The 20,925-nt window shown below is 58.1% G+C and carries 17 protein-coding genes and 2 tRNA genes; 1 reads left to right on the top strand and 18 read right to left on the bottom strand.

The window, feature by feature from the left end; genetic code table 11:
• Nucleotides 1-62 precede the first annotated feature (62 nt).
• From mgtE to EAO82_RS07970, 16 genes are all read right to left on the bottom strand, one after another.
• Nucleotides 63-1,487 (bottom strand): magnesium transporter, encoded by a 1,425-nt coding sequence (gene mgtE / locus EAO82_RS08040; protein WP_096346151.1) that lies wholly within the window; start codon nt 1,485-1,487, stop codon nt 63-65.
• A gap of 189 nt (nt 1,488-1,676) precedes the next feature.
• Nucleotides 1,677-1,753 (bottom strand) — tRNA-Arg (locus EAO82_RS08035).
• 109 nt (nt 1,754-1,862) lie between these two features.
• Nucleotides 1,863-1,953, bottom strand: a tRNA-Ser gene (locus EAO82_RS08030).
• A gap of 60 nt (nt 1,954-2,013) precedes the next feature.
• Nucleotides 2,014-2,199, bottom strand: coding sequence for a carbon storage regulator CsrA (csrA, locus tag EAO82_RS08025; protein ID WP_022963267.1), 186 nt, complete (start codon nt 2,197-2,199; stop codon nt 2,014-2,016).
• Between the two features lie 225 nt (nt 2,200-2,424).
• On the bottom strand, nt 2,425-3,666 hold the full coding sequence (locus tag EAO82_RS08020; RefSeq protein ID WP_096346152.1) for an aspartate kinase: 1,242 nt from the start codon (nt 3,664-3,666) through the stop codon (nt 2,425-2,427).
• A 77-nt stretch (nt 3,667-3,743) separates the two neighbouring features.
• Nucleotides 3,744-6,365, bottom strand: a complete 2,622-nt coding sequence (gene alaS / locus EAO82_RS08015; protein WP_096346153.1) for an alanine--tRNA ligase — start codon at nt 6,363-6,365, stop codon at nt 3,744-3,746.
• Between the two features lie 126 nt (nt 6,366-6,491).
• Nucleotides 6,492-6,995 (bottom strand): glutathione peroxidase, encoded by a 504-nt coding sequence (locus tag EAO82_RS08010; protein WP_231703347.1) that lies wholly within the window; start codon nt 6,993-6,995, stop codon nt 6,492-6,494.
• 123 nt (nt 6,996-7,118) lie between these two features.
• Nucleotides 7,119-8,165 carry an arginine N-succinyltransferase gene (gene astA / locus EAO82_RS08005; protein WP_096346155.1) on the bottom strand — a complete coding sequence of 349 codons (1,047 nt, stop codon included), beginning with the start codon at nt 8,163-8,165 and terminating at the stop codon, nt 7,119-7,121.
• Nucleotide 8,166: 1 nt separating this feature from the next.
• Nucleotides 8,167-9,186, bottom strand: a complete 1,020-nt coding sequence (locus tag EAO82_RS08000; protein ID WP_096346156.1) for an arginine N-succinyltransferase — start codon at nt 9,184-9,186, stop codon at nt 8,167-8,169.
• A gap of 19 nt (nt 9,187-9,205) precedes the next feature.
• On the bottom strand, nt 9,206-10,420 hold the full coding sequence (locus EAO82_RS07995; RefSeq protein ID WP_096346157.1) for an aspartate aminotransferase family protein: 1,215 nt from the start codon (nt 10,418-10,420) through the stop codon (nt 9,206-9,208).
• A gap of 89 nt (nt 10,421-10,509) precedes the next feature.
• Nucleotides 10,510-11,505 (bottom strand): GlxA family transcriptional regulator, encoded by a 996-nt coding sequence (locus EAO82_RS07990; protein WP_096346291.1) that lies wholly within the window; start codon nt 11,503-11,505, stop codon nt 10,510-10,512.
• A gap of 207 nt (nt 11,506-11,712) precedes the next feature.
• The gene (locus EAO82_RS07985; protein ID WP_096346158.1) at nt 11,713-12,897 is read right to left on the bottom strand and encodes a thiolase family protein; all 1,185 of its coding nucleotides are present in this window, start codon (nt 12,895-12,897) and stop codon (nt 11,713-11,715) included.
• A gap of 138 nt (nt 12,898-13,035) precedes the next feature.
• Nucleotides 13,036-13,866, bottom strand: a complete 831-nt coding sequence (locus EAO82_RS07980; RefSeq protein ID WP_231703310.1) for an SDR family oxidoreductase — start codon at nt 13,864-13,866, stop codon at nt 13,036-13,038.
• 159 nt (nt 13,867-14,025) lie between these two features.
• Nucleotides 14,026-14,655: a tRNA-uridine aminocarboxypropyltransferase gene (locus EAO82_RS07975; RefSeq protein WP_231703309.1), complete on the bottom strand. Its 630-nt coding sequence runs from the start codon at nt 14,653-14,655 to the stop codon at nt 14,026-14,028.
• 170 nt (nt 14,656-14,825) lie between these two features.
• Nucleotides 14,826-14,957 carry a cytochrome c oxidase subunit CcoM gene (gene ccoM / locus EAO82_RS21105; RefSeq protein WP_321540967.1) on the bottom strand — a complete coding sequence of 44 codons (132 nt, stop codon included), beginning with the start codon at nt 14,955-14,957 and terminating at the stop codon, nt 14,826-14,828.
• Nucleotides 14,958-15,062: 105 nt separating this feature from the next.
• Nucleotides 15,063-15,251, bottom strand: a complete 189-nt coding sequence (locus tag EAO82_RS07970; RefSeq protein WP_096346160.1) for a hypothetical protein — start codon at nt 15,249-15,251, stop codon at nt 15,063-15,065.
• 584 nt (nt 15,252-15,835) lie between these two features.
• On the opposite strand from EAO82_RS07970, the gene rapA reads away from it, so the two are divergent.
• Nucleotides 15,836-18,676: an RNA polymerase-associated protein RapA gene (gene rapA, locus EAO82_RS07965; RefSeq protein ID WP_096346162.1), complete on the top strand. Its 2,841-nt coding sequence runs from the start codon at nt 15,836-15,838 to the stop codon at nt 18,674-18,676.
• Here rapA and EAO82_RS07960 read toward each other — a convergent pair.
• Nucleotides 18,673-19,866, bottom strand: coding sequence for a patatin-like phospholipase family protein (locus EAO82_RS07960; RefSeq protein WP_096346163.1), 1,194 nt, complete (start codon nt 19,864-19,866; stop codon nt 18,673-18,675). The genes rapA and EAO82_RS07960 overlap by 4 nt on opposite strands.
• On the bottom strand, nt 19,863-20,816 hold the full coding sequence (locus tag EAO82_RS07955) for a lipid A biosynthesis lauroyl acyltransferase (protein ID WP_096346164.1): 954 nt from the start codon (nt 20,814-20,816) through the stop codon (nt 19,863-19,865). Before EAO82_RS07955 ends, EAO82_RS07960 begins: the two co-directional genes overlap by 4 nt.
• Nucleotides 20,817-20,925 lie beyond the last annotated feature (109 nt).

Raw genomic sequence — 20,925 nt, 5'->3', positions numbered from 1 at the left:
GGTCGCAAAACCGGGCTAATGTATCCTGATGTGACATTTTTGGCAAACCAGGCGACATTCTTTTACAACAGAAACAAGGTCGCCAAACCCAGAAAGATAAAGAACCCGCCGCTATCGGTAATGGCGGTTATCAGCACGCTGGAACCCAGCGCAGGATCCCGACCTAGACGCATCCGGACCAACGGAATGACCACACCCATAAACGCCGCAAGGAGCATGTTGAGGACCATTGCAGTCATCAGCACAATGGATAATGGAACATTGGCGTAAAGCAGATAGGCTATTCCGGCCAGCACCACGCCCCAGAAACTGCCATTGATCAATGCCACGCTCGCCTCCTTGCGAATCAAGCGTCGGGCATGCGCCACCTGGACCTGACCGGTAGCGACGCCGCGAACGATCATGGTAATGGTCTGATTGCCCGAGTTGCCACCAATACCCGCCACAATGGGCATCAAGGCGGCAAGCGCTACCAGTTGTTCGATGGAATACTCGAATAATCCGATAACCCGCGAGGCAATGAGTGCCGTACACAAGTTGACAGCCAGCCAGGCCCAACGGTTGCGTACTGATTTCCATACCGAGGCGAAGATATCTTCCTCCTCGCGCAGACCCGCCGCACTGAGCACGTCCGCTTCATTCTCTTCACGAATATAATCAAGCATTTCATCGATGGTAAGGCGACCCTTCAATTGCCCGCGCACATCGACAACTGGCGCCGATACCAGATCGTAGCGCTCAAACGCCTGCACTGCCTCGCCCGCGTCATCTTCCGGAGCAAAAATCACCGGATCTTCCGACATGACATCCGCCACCAATTCATCTGGTGCACTGACCAGCAGCTTCTTCACCGGCAGCACGCCCTTGAGAAAGCCGTCATAGTCCACGACGAACAACTTGTCAGTATGATCAGGCAACATCTCAAAGCGGCGCAGGTAGCGGCTGACGACCTCCAGGGTGACATCATCGCGGATGGTCACCATGTCGAAGTCCATCAGCGCCCCAACCTGATCGTCGTCGTACGACAATGCCGACTTCAAGCGTTCGCGTTGTTGCGCATCGAGGGTATCCATCAACTCGCGCACCACATCGCGCGGCAGATCCGGGGCCAGATCGGCAAGCTCATCCGCATCCAGGCTGTTGGCGGCCGCAATGATTTCCTGACTATCCATGTCTGCAATCAGGGTCTCACGCACTGCGTCAGACACTTCCAGCAGAATCTCGCCGTCCTGAGCGGACTTGACCCGCTGCCAGACCGCCAGACGCTCTTCTAACGGTAGCGACTCCAGGATAAAGGCCACGTCCGCCGGATGCAGCTCCTCCAGCTTGCGCTGCAGCTCTTGATTACGCTGCGCCCTTGTCAGCTCCTCAGCCGGCGAGAGAGCGCCCTCCTCCGCAAGCGACTGACCCGGCATATGCAGCAGATGCATTACCTGATCAAGGCGATCCTGAAGGCTCTCGGGGGATTTTCTATTGGGTGATGACATGCTGACTCTACCTGACAGGGTTGAACCAGGATCAGCAGACCCCAATCCGGAACTACCGGCCCCTGTCGATACACGAAAGGACGGCGCTTTCGACTAAGCCTAGCAGTTTTGCCTGCTAGCATCGCCAGGCGACGCCAACTAAATAGCGGGCAAAAAAAAACCCACTGAATAATCAATGGGTTTCTTAAATGGTGCACTCGGGAGGATTCGAACCTCCGACCGCTCGGTTCGTAGCCGAGTACTCTATCCAGCTGAGCTACGAGTGCATCGTGGGGCGTATTATAGGGATTGAAACTTCACTGTCAAACGCTTTTTTCCTTTTGATTCAGAAACTAACGCTCAACCAAACCTTCAAAAAACCCTATAGCACAAAAGTGGCGGAGAGGGCGGGATTCGAACCCGCGATACCCTTTTGAGATATACTCCCTTAGCAGGGGAGCGCCTTCAGCCACTCGGCCACCTCTCCGTAACACGCGCAGAATATTACCTGCGCTCATTGCTCAATGCAATGAAAAACTTAATGAAATTAACTATTTGGTTCTTCATCCTTTTCTTTCTGGATGCGCTGGTAAATCTCTTCGCGGTGAACAGCCACTTCCTTGGGTGCATTGACCCCAATTCGTACCTGATTCCCCTTCACACCCAGTACCGTCACGGTGACTTCGTCACCTACCATCAAGGTCTCACCGACCCGTCGAGTCAAAATTAGCATTCCATTTCTCCTTGCTCATGATCAGGACACAGCAGTCTGCAAAAAAACCGGCACGTTGTCTGTCAGCACCTCGCTGCGCTATGACATGGACAACAGGAGCCAACAACTCGTTCGCTGCAAACTGTTGCATGCTGTATACATAGCTCAGTAGTTTCCGACAAAAGGGCACGACAGCCAGAAACCGTGCCCTAAAGCTGCGCAAACCCTCTGCCCAGCCCTAAACCCTTACAAGTGATCTTCTGTTGCAGTATCCGCGTCCAGGCCGAACGCTGTATGCAGGCCGCGCACAGCCAGCTCGAGATACTTCTCATCAATCACTACAGAAATCTTGATCTCGGAGGTCGAGATCATCTGAATATTGATGCCATCATTGGACAACGCCTCGAACATCTTGCTCGCCACACCCGCATGCGAGCGCATACCCACGCCAACAATCGAGACCTTGGCTATCTTGCTGTCGCCAGCCACCTCACGCGCGCCGATGCTTTCCGCTACCTGGCGGAGGATCTCCTCGGCCTTGCGGAAGTCATTGCGGTGTACGGTAAAGGTGAAATCGGTGGTGTTATCGCGCGAAACGTTCTGCACAATCATGTCCACTTCAATATTACCGGCGCTGATCGGGCCGAGAATCTTGAAGGCCACGCCGGGGGTGTCCGGCACACCGCGGACGGTCAGTTTGGCTTCATCACGGTTGAAGGCAATGCCGGAGATAACGGGTTGTTCCATTGAAGCACCTTCCTCGAGGGTAATCAGGGTCCCGGGACCCTCCTTGAAACTGTGCAGAACGCGCAGTGGCACATTGTATTTGCCAGCGAATTCAACTGAACGTATCTGCAGTACTTTGCTGCCAAGGCTGGCCATTTCGAGCATTTCCTCGAAAGTAATCTTGTCCAGCCGTCGGGCGCTCTCGACCACGCGCGGGTCGGTAGTATAAACACCGTCTACATCGGTATAGATCTGGCACTCGTCAGCCTTCAGCGCAGCAGCCAGGGCCACCCCGGTGGTATCAGAGCCACCACGGCCCAGGGTAGTGATATTGCCCTGCTCATCCACACCCTGGAAGCCGGCAACAATCACTACCTTGCCGGCTTCCAGCTCGGCACGAATATTGGCGTCATCGATATGCTGAATCCTCGCCTTGTTGTACGCACTATCGGTAACGATCCGCACCTGCGAGCCGGTATAGGACACCGCTGGCACATCAATCGCCTTGAGCGCCATCGCCAACAGGCCAATGGTGACCTGCTCGCCGGTGGACAGGATGACATCCATCTCGCGCGCGTCCGGCTCGCCCTGTACCTGTTTGGCCAGCTCAATCAGGCGATTGGTTTCGCCACTCATCGCCGAGACCACCACTACCAGGTCAGTGCCACGAGCTCGAAAGCCCTTGATCTTTTCCGCGACCTGACAGATACGTTCCACACTGCCAACCGAGGTACCACCAAACTTCTGGACAATAAGTGCCATCTTGTTGCACTAACCCCCATTGAGAAATCGGTTCAACCGACTGTTCCTTCAGTCATCCTTAGGGATGCCTGCCTGTGTTACTGCTGTTGCAACCACCGCACCGCATCGGCCAACGCATCGTCCAGAGCAGCCGGATCAGTACCGCCACCCTGAGCCATATCGGGCCGGCCGCCGCCCTTGCCGCCTACCGCCGCAGCAGTATTACGGATCAGATCACCGGCCTTGACCCGGCTGGTCAAATCCTTGGTCACACCGGCGACCAGCACAACCTTGCCATCCAGCTCACCACCCAACAGCACGACGGCAGAGCCCAGCTTGTTTTTCAACTGATCCATCAGCGCCAGCAGGGTCTTGCCATCCTGACCGTCCAGGCGCTTGATCAGCACCGGCAGATCGCCGACCTGCTGAACTTCCGAGGCCAAGTCAGTGCCAGCAGCGCTGGCGGCCTTGGCCTTGGCCTGCTCCAAATCCTTTTCCAACTGGCGGTTGCGTTCCAGTACCGCCGTCAGTTTATCGAGCAGCGTTTCACGGCTGCCTTTGACCAACTGCGCAGCCTGCCGCAACTGATCTTCCGCGGCCAGCATAAACTCGATCGCCCCCTGCCCGGTCACCGCTTCAATACGACGTACACCGGAGGCAATGCCACCCTCACTGGTAATCTTGAACAAACCGATATCGCCGGTACGGGAGACGTGGGTACCGCCGCACAACTCCACTGAGAAGCCGTCGCCCATGGTCAATACGCGCACTTCATCACCGTATTTCTCGCCAAACAGCGCCATGGCGCCCTTGCGCTTCGCCGTCTCTATATCAGTCACTTCGACGGCTGCAGGGGTGTTCAGACGAATCTGTTGGTTGACCAGCTCCTCCAGCTCACGCAACTGCTCAGGTTTGATCGATTCAAAATGGCTGAAATCGAAGCGCAAACGCTGACTATCTACCAGCGAGCCTTTCTGACTGACGTGCTCGCCAAGTACCTGGCGCAGCGCCGCATGCAACAGATGCGTCGCCGAGTGATTGAGCTTGGTCGCCTGACGCACGTCAGAATCAACCACCGCCTTGATACTGGAGCCTTTGCTCAGGCTGCCCTGGGCTACCACACCGTGATGCAGGTGCGCGGCGCCGGCCTTGGTGGTATCGCGCACATCAAAGCGCACACCAGCGCCTTCGAGATAGCCATTGTCGCCAATCTGCCCACCGGACTCGGCGTAGAACGGGGTCTGGTCCAGCACCACAACGCCAGTCTCGCCATCGTTCAACTGATCAACTTCCTGCCCGTCGCGCAGCAACGCAATGATGGTGCCTGAGCCCGAGGTGCCTTCGTAACCCTGGAAGCGGGTTTTTACATCGAGCTTGAGCAGGCCGTTATAGTCCATACCGAACTGACTGGCCGAGCGCGCACGTTCCCGCTGGGCTTCCATTGCCTTTTCAAACCCGGCCTCATCGATACTCAATTCGCGCTCGCGAGCGATATCCGCCGTCAGATCCATCGGGAAGCCATAGGTGTCATAGAGTTTGAACACCACTTCGCCGGGTATCTCGCTGCCTTTCAGACCGGCCAGGTCCTGTTCCAGAATCTTCAGCCCCTGTTCCAACGTCTTGGCAAATTGCTCTTCTTCACCCTTTAACACACGCTCGATATGCGCCTGCTGGGTTTTAAGTTCAGGGAAAGCCTCACCCATCTCGGCGACCAGCGCGGCGACGATCTTGTGAAAGAACACCCCCTGCGCGCCGAGCTTGTTGCCGTGACGGCAGGCGCGACGGATGATCCGCCGCAGCACGTAGCCCCGACCTTCATTGGACGGCAGCACACCGTCGGCAATCAGAAAGCTGCAGGAACGGATATGATCAGCCACCACTTTCAGTGAAGCGGCATCGTCCTGCTCGCAGCCAATCGCTTTGGCCGAGGCCGACAGCAGGCTCTGAAACAGATCGATTTCATAGTTGGCGTGCACATGCTGCATCACCGCACTGATGCGCTCCAGGCCCATGCCGGTATCCACGCTCGGCGCGGGCAACGGGTGCATGACGCCATCGGCGGTGCGGTTGAACTGCATGAAGACGTTATTCCAGATCTCGATATAACGGTCGCCATCCTCTTCCGGACTGCCCGGCGGGCCACCCCAGATATCGGCGCCATGATCGTAGAAAATCTCGGTGCAAGGCCCGCAGGGACCGGTATCACCCATCGCCCAGAAATTATCCGAGGCGTAAGGTGCACCTTTGTTGTCACCAATGCGCACCATGTGCGCTTCAGACACACCGACGTCCTTGGTCCAGATGTCGTAAGCCTCGTCGTCGGTCGCATAAACCGTTACCCAGAGCTTGTCTTTGGGCAGGTTCAACCACTGCTCCGAGGTCAGAAACTCCCAGGCATACAGAATGGCGTCGCGCTTGAAATAGTCTCCGAAACTGAAGTTGCCCAACATTTCGAAGAAGGTATGGTGCCGCGCGGTATAACCGACGTTCTCCAGATCATTGTGCTTGCCGCCGGCGCGCACGCATTTCTGGCTGCTGGTAGCGCGGGTATAGGCGCGCTTTTCCAGACCCAGAAAGCAGTCCTTGAACTGGTTCATGCCTGCATTGGTGAACAGCAGGGTCGGATCGTTCTCCGGAATCAACGAACTCGAGGCAACACGGGTGTGCCCTTTCTGTTCGAAAAAGTGGAGGAAGGCTTCACGGATCTCTGCGCTTTTCATAGGTCCCTTACCAGAATCGGGTGTGCCTGCGCTAGATAGCGCAGGCGGAATCAGGGACGCATTATATAGGCATCAGCGCCGCACATGCATCATGCGCTAGGCTTAATCTCTCTATTGCCGCCATAGTCAGAGCGCCAACTCGATGGCCTTGATGAACTCGGGGTCTTCCGGCGAGACCTTGCTGGGGAAGCTGCCGATAACCTTGCCGTCACGATCCAGAACATACTTGTGAAAATTCCAGGCGGGCGCCTGCCCTGCCTGCTCGGATAAATCCCGATAGAAGGGATGCGCCGCGCTACCGGTGATCCGCTGCGGTTCGGTCATCGCAAAGGTCACGCCATAATTCACGTAACAGACATCGGCGATAGCGGCCTTGTCCTGCGCTTCCTGACGAAAGTCATTGGACGGTACGCCAATCACCTCAAGCCCCTGCTCGCGATAGCGCTGGAACACCGCCTCCAGCCCTTTGAACTGCGGTGTATAACCACAAAAACTCGCGGTGTTGACGATGACAAGGGGTTTTCCAGCGTACCGCTCACACAGGTTGATGCTGTCTTTGGAGCGCAGCGCCTGCAGCTCGTGGCGGAGAATGTCCGCGCAATCGGCGAACGCCAGCGGGCTGACCAACATGCATAGCGGCAAGGCCCAGCGCAGGGTGACGTGTGACATGCGTAGAGCTCCGTGAGCGCTAATGATCACCCGAGTATAAGGCAATGGCCTGACCCGCCCAGCGTGCGCCTGTAACCCGTTATGTCAGGCGCCGTACGGATCTGACAGGTGTGCAGAGTCACGCCCAATCAGCGATACCGCGCGCACCAGGGTACCGGCACGCAATCGCAGACGCTCTGCGGCGTCGGGTGCGACTACCAGCGTACCGGCCGCGACCCGTGCGGGCGTACTGATGATGCGGCAATCAGGTCGGTTGCGATTGTGCACCAGGTAGGATTCTGCCTCCTCCCCTGGCGTGCCGATCGACAGCAGCAGCAACTGACTCTCGCGTACGGCCCGGATCTGCGCCAGCGGCGCCTCAAGGGTAGCCCCACCATCAAAAATATCGATATAACCCTGATAGGTCATTCCCTCTTCCTTGACCATGGCCAGGCCCGGCTCGGAGTCCGGATGCACCTGACCAATGGCATCGCGTGCCGCCTGACTGAGGAAGCAGGCGTAGAGCGGAAAGCGCGGCATCATCTCGGCGATAAAAGCCTTGTTGCCAATACCCGTCAGATAGTCCGCCTGGGCAAAATCCATCTTGAAGAAATGCTGGCCCAGGCTATCCCAGAATGCCGAGCGGCCGACGGCGTCGGACAGGCCGCGCATTTCTACAATCACCTGCTCGGAAAAATGCGCAGCGTATTCGGCCATAAACAGAAAGCGCGCCTTGGAGATAAGCCTGCCTTTGTCGCTTTGTCGGTGTTCGGCTGGCAAATATAATGAGCACAGCGCGGTCGCTGCGGTCAGATCGTTGACCAGAAACAGGGTCGGATGCTGCTGATAAACGCCCAGTTCACGGCTGGCGGTCACCGTCAGGCCCATGCGATAGCTGTACCAGGGTTCGCGCATGCCCGCCGCGGCGAGCATGCCACTGGTACCGATCACCTGACCATGCTGATCCTCCAGTACAAACAGGTAGTCGGCATCGGCTTGCTCAACCTGGCCGAGGAAGCTGCGCTCTACAATCTGCAAGCGCCGCGCCAGACGCTCTTCGCTGGCAGGCAAGGTGGTCAAACCGGAACCGGCGTTGGCGGCCATCTGCATCAGCACTGCAAGATCGGTCTGTCGTGCGCTGCGAACCAGCATGCTAGGCTCCCCTTACCAATCGCAGGCGGTCGCCAGTGGCGACCTGCAATAAATCCGCATCATGCCGAGATAGCACCAGCGTCTCATTCTGGGTCCAGGCCAGATCCAGGCAGGCCGCGCGAAAATCGCCGATGCGCTGGTTCGCCACCAGCCAGTTGCCAGTCACAGCACCGGGATGACCCACTTCAACTTCCACCAACTGGCTATCGCGCGCACTGTGCAACTCAGCAGTACGGGCATGCACTACCGGCCCGCCGTCAAATATGTCGACATAATTATCCGTTTCGAAACCTTCACGCATCAGCACGTCAAAAATTGCTTGGGCGGATGGGTGCACCTGGCCAATAACTTCCTGCGCGGCATCAGACAGCATCGGCACGTAGATGGGGTAGCCGGGCATCAACTCGGCAAGGAAGCTGCGGCCACGGCTGCTGCCAATCTGCTCCGCCTCGCTGTAACTGACGGCAAAAAAGTGCCGCCCCAGCGCGTCCCAGAACGGCGCATTACCCTGCTCATCACTGACGCCGACAATCTCCACCGAGGTGGATTCGGCAAAGCGCTGCGGGTGATTGGCCATAAACAGCAGCCGACCGCGCGCATTGAGCTCAACCCAGGACGCTTGCTGAAAAGCCGGCTGCATATAAAAGCCGGCCAGCAAGCTGTGCCCGGTCAGGTCATGGCAGAGTGAGAGCACATGGATGCGGTTGTGCAGACCCAGTTCACGCGAGGCATGCACGAACATTTCATTGCGAAAGGTATAGAAGGGCTCGGTAAAGCCGGCGGAAGCGATGATGCTGCTGCAGCCCGCCAGCCGGCCGGTTTGCGTATCTTCCATGACGAAAAAGTAACGTTCTTCCCCGCTGAAGCTGACGTCTTCCGCCATGGAGGCTTCCGATACCTCGATAATATTCGCCAGACGCTCAACATCCGCTGGCAACGCCGTCACGCCGACCGGGCTAGCCGCAGCCAGGCGTTCGATTTCAGGCAGATCCGTCATTCTGCTCAGGCGTTGAACCAGCATCTAGGTGCTCTCCAAAATACTAACCGACCAATCTGGCCAGGGCTTTACTCAGACGCTCAAGAGCCTCCTGAATATCGCCCTCGGGGATGATCAGGCTGGGCGCCAGACGTATCACATCAGGTCCGGCCTGCAATACCAGCAGGCCTTCCTGCTGCGCGGCTTCCTGGATCTGCCGGGCCTGGCCTTTCCAGGCTTCAGAGAGCACCGCCCCGAGCAGCAATCCGCTGCCGCGTACGCGGGAGAATACCGGATAGACTTCGGCAATCGCCAACAGACCCTCGACCAACAACTGATGGCGACGCTCAACACCTTCAAGTACTTCCGGCGTATTAACGATATCCAGTACCCGTTCGGCGACCGCGCACCCCAGCGGGTTACCGCCATAGGTACTGCCATGCGTACCCACGCCAAAGTGGCTGGCGACCTTGTTGGTGGTCAACATCGCCGCAATCGGGAAGCCACCACCCAGGCTCTTGGCGCTGGTCAGGATGTCCGGTTGCACGCCGCTATGCATGTAGGCGTAGAGCTTGCCGGTGCGGCCCATACCGCTCTGCACTTCATCGAAGATCAGCAGCGCATCGTATTTGTCGCACAACTCACGCACGGCCTGCAGATACCCCATCGCCGCCGGAATCACCCCGCCTTCGCCCTGGATCGGCTCAACCACCACGGCACAGGTACGCGCCGACATCTGCGCTTCAAGTGCGGCCAGATCGTTGTATGGCACATGACTGATGCCTTCCAGCGCCGGACCAAACCCCTGGGAATATTTCGGTTGACCACCGACGCTGACGGTAAACAGTGTGCGTCCGTGAAAGCTGTTGGTGCAGGCGATGATCTCGTTCTTGTCCGGCCCAGCGACTTCATGGGCCCAGCGCCGCGCCAGCTTGAAGGCCGCTTCATTGGCTTCAGCGCCCGAGTTGGCAAAGAACACCTTGTTGGCGAAGGTCGCGTCAATCAGCTTGCTGGCCAGGCGCAGTGCCGGCTCATTGGTCATGATATTGGATACGTGCCAAAGCTTGCCGGCCTGCTCGGTCAACGCCTCAATCAAACCAGGGTGGGCATGACCCAGCGCGTTAACAGCGATGCCTCCGGCCAGATCAATATACTCACGGCCTTGTTGATCCCACAGGCGGGAACCCAGACCGCGTACCGGGATCATGTCCACCGGAGCATAATTGGGCACCATGACCCGGTCGAAATCCGCCCGGCCTACCTGCATCGACTCTGACATTACCTGCTCTCCTGTCGCCACCCCGCGAGGCAGCTTGTATTTATTCGGTTACCCGTTCGGTGATTCTGTATTAATACTGCCTGGCTTTTTCAACTTTCAACTTTTGCACTGGTATCCACCGCCTGTTGTGCACGGCGCTGGTTACGATCTTCCCGGGGCGTGATACCGAAGCAATTGCGGTATGCACTGGAAAAGTGTGGTCCCGAGGAAAACCCACACGACAAGCCGATCTGGATAATCGACTTACTGGTCTGCAGCAACATCTGCCGCGCGCGATTCAACCGCAACTCCAGATAGTACTGTGACGGTACGCTATTGAGATACTGCTTGAAAATACGTTCCAACTGTCGGCGCGAGACGCAAACATGGCGCGCGATCTCGTCCGTGGTCAGCGGCTCCTCAATATTCGACTCCATGAGGATCACCGCCTGAGTCAGCTTGGGATGCGTGCTGCCCAGACGATTGCGCAGGGGTACCCGCTGCTTTTCGCTGCCATCGCGCAGCCGCTCGACAATCAGATCCTCGGCGACCAACGCCGCCAGGTCCTGATCCTGTTCTTCGGCCAGAATGCTGAGAAACAGATCCAGCGTCGCCTGCCCGCCACTGCTGGTCAACCTGCCACGATCATTCTCGAACAGCTCGTTGCCGGCGATCACGTTGGGGAAGCGCTCGCGAAACTCATCAATCAGTCGCCAATGCACTGCGCAGCGATGATCGTCCATCAGGCCGGTCATCGCTAACGGAAAAATGCCGCCCTCCAGACCGCCGAGCACCACGCCTTCGCGCGCCAGATTCCGACATTGCTGAGTGAGTCCGGTACTGAGAATGTCCGGCAGGCTGGCCGGATCAGCCACCAACCACAGGCGCGCGTAGCCGCGAAGCTGCTGCGGCAGCACCCTGGCTGGCAGTTGCCAGCCCTCAGGGCTGATCAATGGCTGCTCGTTCAGGGTGAAGCAGTCAGCCAGGTAGAGTTCGGTCTCCGCCATTCGATTGGCTGAGCGCAAAACCGACAGCGCAGGCATGACCGCACCCGGGTGAGTACCCGGCCACAGCAGAAAGGCCACTCGCCGTAGCTCACCCGCCATGCACTGACCCACACTCGCCATGCCAACCGAACATGCTCTGCTTCAGTCCCGATTTTGCAAAAACGCATTGTGCCACAAGCAATGGGGACTGGCATCGATGTCTGCTACAAAAGCATTAGTCCCAGCGCGACCAGATCGCAGGCAAAAAAAACGCACTGCCGAAGCAATGCGTTTTTCCCTAGGCCCACTCAGCAGCGCTGAGACATGTTACCGGTAGGCTTCAAACAGACCAGTTGCGCCCATGCCGCCGCCTACGCACATGGTGACGATGCCGTAGCGCAGGTTGCGACGCTGCAGTTCACGTACCAGATGCCCGACCTGGCGCGAGCCAGTCATGCCAAACGGGTGACCAATGGAGATTGAGCCGCCGTTGACGTTGTACTTGTCATTGTCGATACCCAGATAATCGCGGGCATACAGGCACTGGGAAGCAAAGGCCTCATTCAGTTCCCACAGGTCGATATCCGCCACGCTCAAACCGCGTGCTTCAAGCAGCTTGGGCACCGAGTAAACCGGGCCGATGCCCATCTCGTCAGGCTGACAGCCGGCAACGGTAAAGCCGCGGAAGTACGCCTTTGGCTTCAGACCCAGCTCCAATGCTTTTTCCAGGCTCATGACCAGGGTCATGGAGGCGCCGTCAGACAGCTGCGAGGCATTGCCGGCGGTGACGGAACCGTCGTCAGCGAAAACCGGCTTGAGGCTGGAAAGACCTTCCAGTGTAGTCTCGGGGCGGTTGCACTCGTCCACATCCACAACGCCATCGACCATGCTGATCTCGCCAGTCTGCTTGTCCTGTACCTGATACTTGACCTTCATGGGCACGATTTCATCGCTGAACAGGCCTTCTGCCTGCGCGCGCGCTGTGCGCTGCTGGCTCTGCAGCGAGTAGGCATCCTGCATTTCACGGGTAACGTTGTAACGGCGCGCTACCACTTCGGCGGTTTGACCCATGGGGTAATAAATGCCGGGCAGTTGCTCTTGCAGAATCGGGTTGTAGAGGTTGTCGGTGTTTCTGCTCTTGGCGGTCATGGTGATCGACTCGACGCCGCCAGCGACAATCGCATCAGAACAACCGGAGGCGATCTGGTTGGCAGCGATGGCAATCGACTGCAGGCCGGAGGAGCAAAAGCGATTCAGCGTCATCCCTGCAGCGTGAATACCCAGGCCGGACAATACCGCAACGTTGCGGCCAATATTGTAACCCTGAGCGCCTTCGTTGGAGCCAGCACCCACGATGCAGTCATCCACCAGCATCGGATCGATACCCGTGCGCTCGAGCAGAGCGTTAACGCAATGCGCAGCCATGTCATCAGGACGGGTAGTGTTGAATTTGCCACGGAAGGACTTGGCCAGACCCGTGCGGACGCTGTCTACAATAACTACTTCGCGCATCGTGATACCTCGGAATTGGGTGAAGAATACGGCCCGCTGAGTTAGCAGGCCGTTCAAAGACCGCAGAGCTTAAGACCAGTACGGCCTGCGGTTAAGTATTATTGCCAGGAATGATAATACCCCATACCGGCGTCTATCTCAGATTTTGGCTTGCTCAATGCGTTTGGCAGCCAGCCGCGTCATCTCGTCATAGATAACCTGTGGATCAGCCTGCTTCGCCGCCCAGGCCAGCCGGCCACTCTCATGCGGCAGAATCATGAACTGATCAGCCGCACTTTGCTGGTAAATGATGCCGGCGACGTCTGCCGCACTGATCGGCGAGCTTTCCAGCAACTTGGCTACCTGCTGCTTGGCCGCCTGGTCCGGGCCGCGGAAGGAGTCCAACAAATTGGTCTGGAAAAAGGATGGGCAGACAACATTTACCTTGATACCCAGTGGCTGCAGTTCCGCCAGCAGACTTTCGGACAGGGCCACCACGCCAGCCTTGGCAACGTTGTAATTACTCATGCCAGGCGACTGCATCAGCGCCGCCATCGAGGCGATATTAATGATTCTGCCGTTGCGCTGACGCATGAGAATCGGCATAAAGGCCTTGCAACCCTTGACCACGCCCATCAGGTTGACGCTGATCTGCCACTCCCAATCCTCCAGTGACAAATCCCAGAAGAACCCGCCCGAGGACACGCCGGCGTTGTTGATCAGCACGTCAATGCCATCCATGCGCTCTTCGCACGTCTGCGCCAATGCAGCCAACTGACTGAAATCGCGCACATCACAACGCTGGCAGAAACCATTGCCACCGGCCTGCTCAACCAACGTCAGAGTCTCTTTCAAGCCTTCGGTTTGAAGGTCAGCCAATGCCAGCCGTGCGCCATTTCGCGCATAACACAGGGCCAACTCCCTACCCAAACCGCTGCCGGCGCCAGTAATGACGACACGCTGCCCACCAGAATGCATATTTGTCTGCATGATCACGTCCTCTGCTGATCACAGGCGACCACCTGCGAACCATTTATTATTTTTGTCTCAGAATTGCTGACAGAGTCAGTCTACCCATTAGCCAGCGTGGGGAAGGGAGAAAATGACCATAATAAATCCGGCGAATAGGCCGGCGTTCTTTGCGCTTTGTTATGCCGGCTTCTGACCAAGCCGCAGATAATTTGCCTGGTAACGAGCCTGGCCCATGGCCTGAATCTGACCATCGATCAGTGCCTCAAATGGCCTGAGCAAGGAGGTGAAGTCGGTTTCAGGCTCTATCCGCTGCAGCGCTTCCATTCCGGCCTCCAGCGTTGAGAGCGCCCCCGGCTGCGGTGCTTTGCGCAGGCGATAGCGGCTAGAGAGCCCGTCCGGCAATGCCACCCTGGGCAAACTTTGCAACACCGGGTTCAAGTACAGCAATTTGCGCGCCTTGCGCCAAGTGCCATCAAGCAGGACCAAGCGCCTGGGTCGCCCGCTATCTGCTGAGGCAGTCACCAGGGGGATGCCGGCGCCCGGAAAGAGAAGCTCGGTTTGCCATTGCGGATCTGCCAGCAGGGCATGCCAGGGAGAGTCCGCGGAGATAACTTCGGTTATCAGCAAGTGCGCGTTGACCACCCCCTCTACCAGCAAACGTGCCGTATTCAGCGCGTGACTACGTTCGCTTGGGTGCTGGATGACCAGCAACTGAGTACGCGTTGAGATATGGGGTATCAGCGCGCACAGGCAGCGCGCGGCCGGACGCAGGCAGCGTTCGCAACGGGAGGGGGCGTTGGGGTTCAAAGGTTAGCGTCACGCTAAAAGGCAGATGTAAGCGCTAATGGTAGCGGCATGCGGTGCCACGCACAAAAAAAGCGGACAACATGCAACATGCGTCCGCAAAGGCCTTGCGAGCCATGCACTGCTCTCCACCGCGCGGCAACGTCCGCCACGCAGCGAATCAATCAGGGCTATCAGTCTGGGGTATTGGGGGTTTTGCGCTTTTTGTGACTGTCGCGCCAGATAAACCAGACCACGCCAGCCAGAAACGCGACCATCATCCCGACAGTGACCACACCGGCAATTACCACTTCATCGATAAACATGTTCTCTACTCCTCAGGCATCCATGACTGAAGAATATCCGTGCGTCGAATAGCGGTTATTGATACGGATCAATCTATGCTGCGTTAGTAGATGAGCAGATACCTATCAGGACTTGCGCGGCTTTTTCTTTTTCTTCGCAGCCTTGCTGGTTTTCGCCTGCGGCTTGCCGGGAATCGGGAAGGCTTTCTCGAACGCCGAGCGCATCTCTTCGAGACGCGCGTCGTGCACAACATGCAATCGTTCGCGGCGACGTTGCTGAAAATCGATAATGGGGGTATCGGTATCGTCTGCCATAAAGCGTACCCATTGGCGGTGTCAGGGAGCTGCCAGCTTAGCACCGCCTCAGACTTTTATGTCAACCAGCAAGCCCTTGCTGGGAAGATCTTCAAGATCCGGCCGGCTTGTCTCTTTAGTCACCGCGCGTCGTCGCGCCCGGTTTTGCCGACGCTCGGGATAGTGGCTTTGATTGCGTTGGCGCCGATCACCTACCTCCGCCAAGGCTTCGTGCACCTTTTCACTTTCCGCAGTCGGTTGGACCGTCCGTTTCGGCGTTATAACGTCCTGTTGTGCTCCCACTACTGGAAGCCCGGGAATGAGCATGACCGCCTCGCTTGGCCTGACTCCTGCAGCAGGCCTGTGGTGAAGGTGCGCCATACCGAATAGATCGTTGGTCTGGGCCTCTTGGGCAACCCTTTATGGGTCGGTATCTTATGTATCGACCACAATTGTTCATTCTTTATCCAATTGAATGTGACGAAAGTCATACTTTTCAATCAAGCTGGAACACTAGCTCCGCCAATGCGCTTGTCCGCGGCGGTTTCTGCCCAGAGGTGGATCGGTTAATATAAACGCCTTTTTCGAATGGGCAGGAGAGTGGCATGACGGTTTATACCCCGGGACAACGCTGGGTCAGTGACAGCGAATCGGAACTCGGGCTGGGGACGCTACTGTCACAGGACGACCGCCTGCTGGTGATGCTCTTCCCGGCCAGTGGTGAAACCCGCCACTACGCACTGCGTAATGCGCCACTCACCCGCGTGCGCTTCAGCCCGGGCGACAGCATCAGCCACCATGAAGGCTGGCTGCTGACCGTGTCGGATGTCCGCGAAGAGAACGGCTTGCTGGTCTATAGCGGCCTGCGCGACGATGGCAGCGCTGCGGAATTCCAGGAAACCATGCTGGACAACTTTATTCAGTTCCGTCTGGCCAGCGACCGGCTGTTCGCCAGCCAGATTGATCCCCTGCCCTGGTTCAGCCTGCGCTATGAAAGCCTGCGACATTACTGCCGCATTCAGCAATCACCGCTACTCGGTCTTGCTGGCGTGCGCACCCAACCCATCGAGCACCAGCTGCATATCGCCAAGGACGTCGCCGACCGCATCGCCCCAAGGGTTCTGCTGGCCGATGAAGTGGGCCTGGGCAAGACCATCGAAGCGGGCCTGATTATTCACCGGCAATTGCAAATGGGCCGCGTGCGCCGCGTATTGATTGTGGTGCCGGAGAACCTCCAGCACCAATGGCTGGTCGAGATGCGCCGGCGCTTCAATCTGCGCTTTGCCTTGTTCAATCTTGACCGTTGCCAAGGTGCAGAAGACAACCCGTTTGAAGAAGAGCAACTGGCGCTGGTCTCCCTGGAGTTTCTGCTCGACAACCCCTTTGCCCGCCAATGCCTGGAAGCCAGCGACTGGGACATGCTGGTAGTAGACGAAGCCCATCACCTGGTCTGGCACGATGACAACCCCAGCGCCGAGTACAGCCTGATAGAAGAGCTGGCGCAGCGCATCCCCAGTGTCCTGCTGCTCACGGCTACGCCGGAGCAGCTCGGCCAGGCCAGTCATTTCGCCCGCTTGCGGCTGCTCGACCCCGATCGTTTCCATGACCTTCAGGCCTTCCGTGATGAAACCGCGAGCTACCGCCCGGTCGCTGAGGCCGTGCAGTCGCTGCTTGAGGACGCACCGCTTGAAGCCAGCGAGCGCAAGACCATAAGCCAGTGGCTGGGCGGCAGCGCCGACCATCTGCTCGATCAGCTTGGGCAATCCGGCGATGAAGCAACCGAAGCGCGTGACAGCCTGGTACGCCAGTTGCTGGACCGCCACGGTACCGGCCGGGTGCTGTATCGCAACACTCGCGCGGCGATTGCCGGCTTTCCCGAGCGCGACCTGCATCAACACCCACTGCCCTGCCCCGAGGTCTATCAGGATCTGGAAGGCCGCAGCGCGCTTTATCCCGAGGTAGCCTTTCAGGACCAACTGGAAAGTGCCGAATCCCCCTGGTGGCTGGAAGATCCGCGGGTTGACTGGTTGATCGACACGCTGAAAATGCTCAAGCGCAGCAAGGTGCTGGTAATCTGCGCGCATGCCGAAACGGCAATGGATCTGGAAGGCGCGTTACGGGTTCTCAGTGGCATTCCGGCTACCGTGTTCCATCAGGGCATGAGCATCATTGAACGGGATCGTGCAGCGGCCTTCTTCGCCGAAGAAGAGTTCGGCGCCCAGGTAATGATCTGCTCCGAGATCGGCAGCGAAGGTCGCAACTTCCAGTTTGCCCACCATCTGGTGATGTTCGATCTTCCCACCCATCCGGATCTGCTGGAGCAGCGTATCGGTCGACTGGACCGGATCGGCCAACAGCAGCGGATTCAGATTCATGTGCCCTACATCGAAGATACCGCCCAGCAGTATCTGTTCAACTGGTATCACCAGGCACTGAATGCCTTCGAGGCGACCTGCCCGACCGGCAACGCGATACAACACCAGTACGGCACTGAACTGCTGCAACAGCTGGATCATCCCCAGAGCAGTGAATGGCAGCAATTGCTTGAACAGGCCCAGGCCAGCCGACTGGCACTGGAGAAGGAGATGCACAACGGCCGTGACCGTTTGCTGGAAATCCATTCCCGTGGCCACGGTGACGCGCAGCAGATGATGGCGCGGATCGAGCGTCAGGATAACGACCCGCAGCTGGCTATCTATATGGAGCGGCTGTTCGACGTGTTCGGCGTCGATAGCGAAGACCATTCCGACAATGCATTGGTGCTGCGCCCCGGCGAACGCATGCTCGACGCAGGCTTTCCACTCGGCGACGACGAAGGCGTAACCATCACCTATGATCGCGAGACCGCCCTGTCGCGCGAAGATATGCAGTTCATCACCTGGGAACATCCGATGCTGCAGGGCGGGATGGATCTGGTGTTGTCTGGCAGCATGGGTAACAGCGCAGTGGCTGTACTCAAGAACAAGGGTCTGAAACCCGGCACTCTTTTGCTTGAGTGCCTGTTCGTTAGCGAAGCCATCGCGCCGCGGGCGCTGCAATTGCAACGTTACCTGCCGCCTACGCCAGTACGCTGCCTGCTGGATATCAACGGCAATGATCTGGCGGGCAAGGTCAGTTTCGAGACATTGGACGGCCAGCTGGACAGCGTGCCCAAGCATCTGGCGAGCAAGATCGCCAAAAGCCAACGGGATGTGGTCCAGGGCATGCTCAATCAGGCCGAAGTGGTTGCCGAAGCGCAGCATCGTCAGTTGCTGGAGCAGGCCAGCCGACGCTTTGCCACGGATCTGGATGAGGAAATCGAGCGGCTTAATGCGCTGCGCGCAGTTAACCCGCTGGTGCGAACAGAGGAAATCGATACGCTGGAACGGCACAAGACCGAGGGTCTGGCGCACATTGGCCACGCCAAGGTGCGCCTGGACGCCATTCGCATGCTGGTGGTGGGTTAATCAATCGGACAGAGCAGCCCGAGAAAACGTTGTAACTCTTCGCGCTTGGCCATCGCATCACGGTGGCCCAGCGCGATCAGCTCACGACAATACTCCGCTTCAAACAATAGATAACTGACCACGCTGCCGCCGGATGCGCGCGTCGCGCCGCTGCCACGCAGGAATGCGCGCAAGGGCGCAGGCAGGGCACGCCGGTGACGAGCAGCGATTATATCCAGCGGCTCGCTTGGCGAAATGATCAGCACCTCAACCTGTTGCAGCCCCTTGCCATGCTCCTGCGCGCCGCGCGGCAACAAGCCGGCCAGGCGGTTCAGCCGCTCGAGCAATTCCACATCGGTTTCCAGGTTATCGACGAAGGTGCTGTTGAGCAGATGACCGCCAATCTGTGCCAGCGTCGGAGGCAAAGCGCTGCGCACTCGTGGACCGCGCCGGCCTGCAGCTGGGTCATCGGCCAGGTTGTCGGAAACCCCTACCACTAACACGCGGTTGGCGCCCAGATGCAGCGCGGGGCTGATAGGTGCACGCTGACGCACGGCACCATCACCAAACCACTCGCGATTCAACTGCACTGGTGCAAACAGCAGCGGGATGGCAGCCGAGGCCATCAGGTGATCGAGCTTCAAAGGTGTCTGTACCCCAACCCGACGATGCCGGTTCCACGGCATAATCCGCTCATGACCCTGATAGAAACACACGGATTGCGCTGACTGGTAGCCAAAGGCGCTGACCGATACGGCGCGCAGGTGCCCGCTAAGCAGAGATTCTTCGATTTTGCCAAAGTGCAGACTGTTGGCCAGCAGATGCCGAAGAGGACGATTATCCAACAGCGAGCTGGGATGCTTGCGCCCTACGCCCATCAGGTTGGAGCCGGTCCAGCGCAGCGCCTGGGCCAACACCCCCGGCCAATCAGTGCGATAAACCTGATGACAGCGGAAGTTTGACCATACCTCATGCATACGCTGAACCGCGTAGCTGAAATCAGTGGCGTTAGTCGCCAACGCCAACGCATTGATGGCCCCGGCCGACGTCCCGCAAATGACCGGAAAGGGATTGAATGTGTTGTCTGGCAGCAGCTCGTTGATCGCCTGAAGCACGCCGACCTGGTACGCCGCTCTTGCACCCCCACCAGATAGAATCAGCCCGGTGGTGCCTGGGCCGCAGGGTGTGTGGGCTTGCGGCGAATCATTCATCCGCGAGCCCGACGACGCTTGCGCTTCTTGTCATAGGGTCGCTCTTCTCCCTCGGGTCGAGTCTTGAAACGTCGGTGTACCCACATATATTGTTCTGGCTGAGCCAGAATCGCCTGTTCTACCCACTGATTGATACGCAGCGCATCCGCGACCTCGTCCTGGCTGGGGAAGTTTTCCAGCGGCGGGTGGACTATCAGTTTGTAGCCTTCCCCGCCCGGTAGACGAGTCTGAGTAAAGGGAATCACTTTGGCCTTGCCCAAGCGCGCAAAGGTACTGGTGGCCGTTACTGTGGCGGCCTGCACGCCAAACAAGGGTACGAACACGCTGGCCTTGCGACCGTAATCCTGATCAGGCGCGTACCAGATCGCCCTGCCAGCGCGCAGGGACTTGAACATCGCCCGTACGTCTTCGCGCTCAATGGCTACGGCATCCGCGTTGTGTCTTTCCCGACCATGGCGTTGCACGTAATCAAAGGCTGGATTGCGATGCTCGCGATACATCCCGTCGATTGTCGCCTTTTGCCCGAGTAAGGCCGCACCCAACTCCAGGGTGGTAAAATGCAGCGACATCAATACCGCGCCCTGCCCCGCCGCCCGTGCTTGCTGCAGATGCTCCAACCCCTCGATCTGCGCCAGCCTGGCCAGACGTTCCTTTGGCCACCACCAGGCCATGGCCATTTCAAACAAGGCCATGCCATTAGAGGCGAAGTTGGCCTTGAGCACCTCAGCACGGCGCGCCTCCGTCCAATGCGGGAAGCAGAGTGCCAGGTTGACCTCGGCAATGCGCCTGCGCTCCGGCATTCCCCAGTACATACCCCAGCCGAGCAGCCGCCCCAAGCCGAGCAATACCCGGTAGGGCAACCGCACCAAAAGCCAGAGCAATCCCAAACCTGACCACAACAACCAGTATCTGGGGTGCAAAAGACTACGACTGAACACCGAACTGCTCATAAAGTACCGCTCATAGGAGAACCGTCACTGATCAAAAGGGCATTCTACCCAAGCAGCGCACCGCTTGCGATCAGCGCGGCCAATCTATATAAGTGTGCCCACTAACTGC

Source organism: Halopseudomonas pelagia, from assembly GCF_009497895.1.
Taxonomy (GTDB): Bacteria; Pseudomonadota; Gammaproteobacteria; order Pseudomonadales; family Pseudomonadaceae; genus Halopseudomonas; species Halopseudomonas pelagia_A.
The sequence above is the reverse complement of the archived record's forward strand: the minus strand, read 5'-3'. Positions and strand labels throughout refer to the sequence as shown.

Bases quoted from the DNA above. Each gene is read 5' to 3' on its own strand.
- EAO82_RS07985 (WP_096346158.1), bottom strand. From the start codon at position 12,897: ATGCGCGAAGTAGTTATTGTAGACAGCGTCCGCACGGGTCTGGCCAAG.
- rapA (WP_096346162.1), top strand. From the start codon at position 15,836: ATGACGGTTTATACCCCGGGACAACGCTGGGTCAGTGACAGCGAATCG.
- mgtE (WP_096346151.1), bottom strand. From the start codon at position 1,487: ATGTCATCACCCAATAGAAAATCCCCCGAGAGCCTTCAGGATCGCCTT.
- EAO82_RS07970 (WP_096346160.1), bottom strand. From the start codon at position 15,251: ATGGCAGACGATACCGATACCCCCATTATCGATTTTCAGCAACGTCGC.
- astA (WP_096346155.1), bottom strand. From the start codon at position 8,165: ATGCTGGTTCGCAGCGCACGACAGACCGATCTTGCAGTGCTGATGCAG.
- EAO82_RS08020 (WP_096346152.1), bottom strand. From the start codon at position 3,666: ATGGCACTTATTGTCCAGAAGTTTGGTGGTACCTCGGTTGGCAGTGTG.
- alaS (WP_096346153.1), bottom strand. From the start codon at position 6,365: ATGAAAAGCGCAGAGATCCGTGAAGCCTTCCTCCACTTTTTCGAACAG.
- EAO82_RS08000 (WP_096346156.1), bottom strand. From the start codon at position 9,186: ATGCTGGTTCAACGCCTGAGCAGAATGACGGATCTGCCTGAAATCGAA.
- EAO82_RS07980 (WP_231703310.1), bottom strand. From the start codon at position 13,866: ATGCAGACAAATATGCATTCTGGTGGGCAGCGTGTCGTCATTACTGGC.
- ccoM (WP_321540967.1), bottom strand. From the start codon at position 14,957: ATGTTTATCGATGAAGTGGTAATTGCCGGTGTGGTCACTGTCGGGATG.
- EAO82_RS07960 (WP_096346163.1), bottom strand. From the start codon at position 19,866: ATGAATGATTCGCCGCAAGCCCACACACCCTGCGGCCCAGGCACCACC.
- EAO82_RS07990 (WP_096346291.1), bottom strand. From the start codon at position 11,505: ATGGCGGGTGAGCTACGGCGAGTGGCCTTTCTGCTGTGGCCGGGTACT.
- EAO82_RS08010 (WP_231703347.1), bottom strand. From the start codon at position 6,995: ATGTTGGTCAGCCCGCTGGCGTTCGCCGATTGCGCGGACATTCTCCGC.
- EAO82_RS07995 (WP_096346157.1), bottom strand. From the start codon at position 10,420: ATGTCAGAGTCGATGCAGGTAGGCCGGGCGGATTTCGACCGGGTCATG.
- csrA (WP_022963267.1), bottom strand. From the start codon at position 2,199: ATGCTAATTTTGACTCGACGGGTCGGTGAGACCTTGATGGTAGGTGAC.
- EAO82_RS07955 (WP_096346164.1), bottom strand. From the start codon at position 20,816: ATGAGCAGTTCGGTGTTCAGTCGTAGTCTTTTGCACCCCAGATACTGG.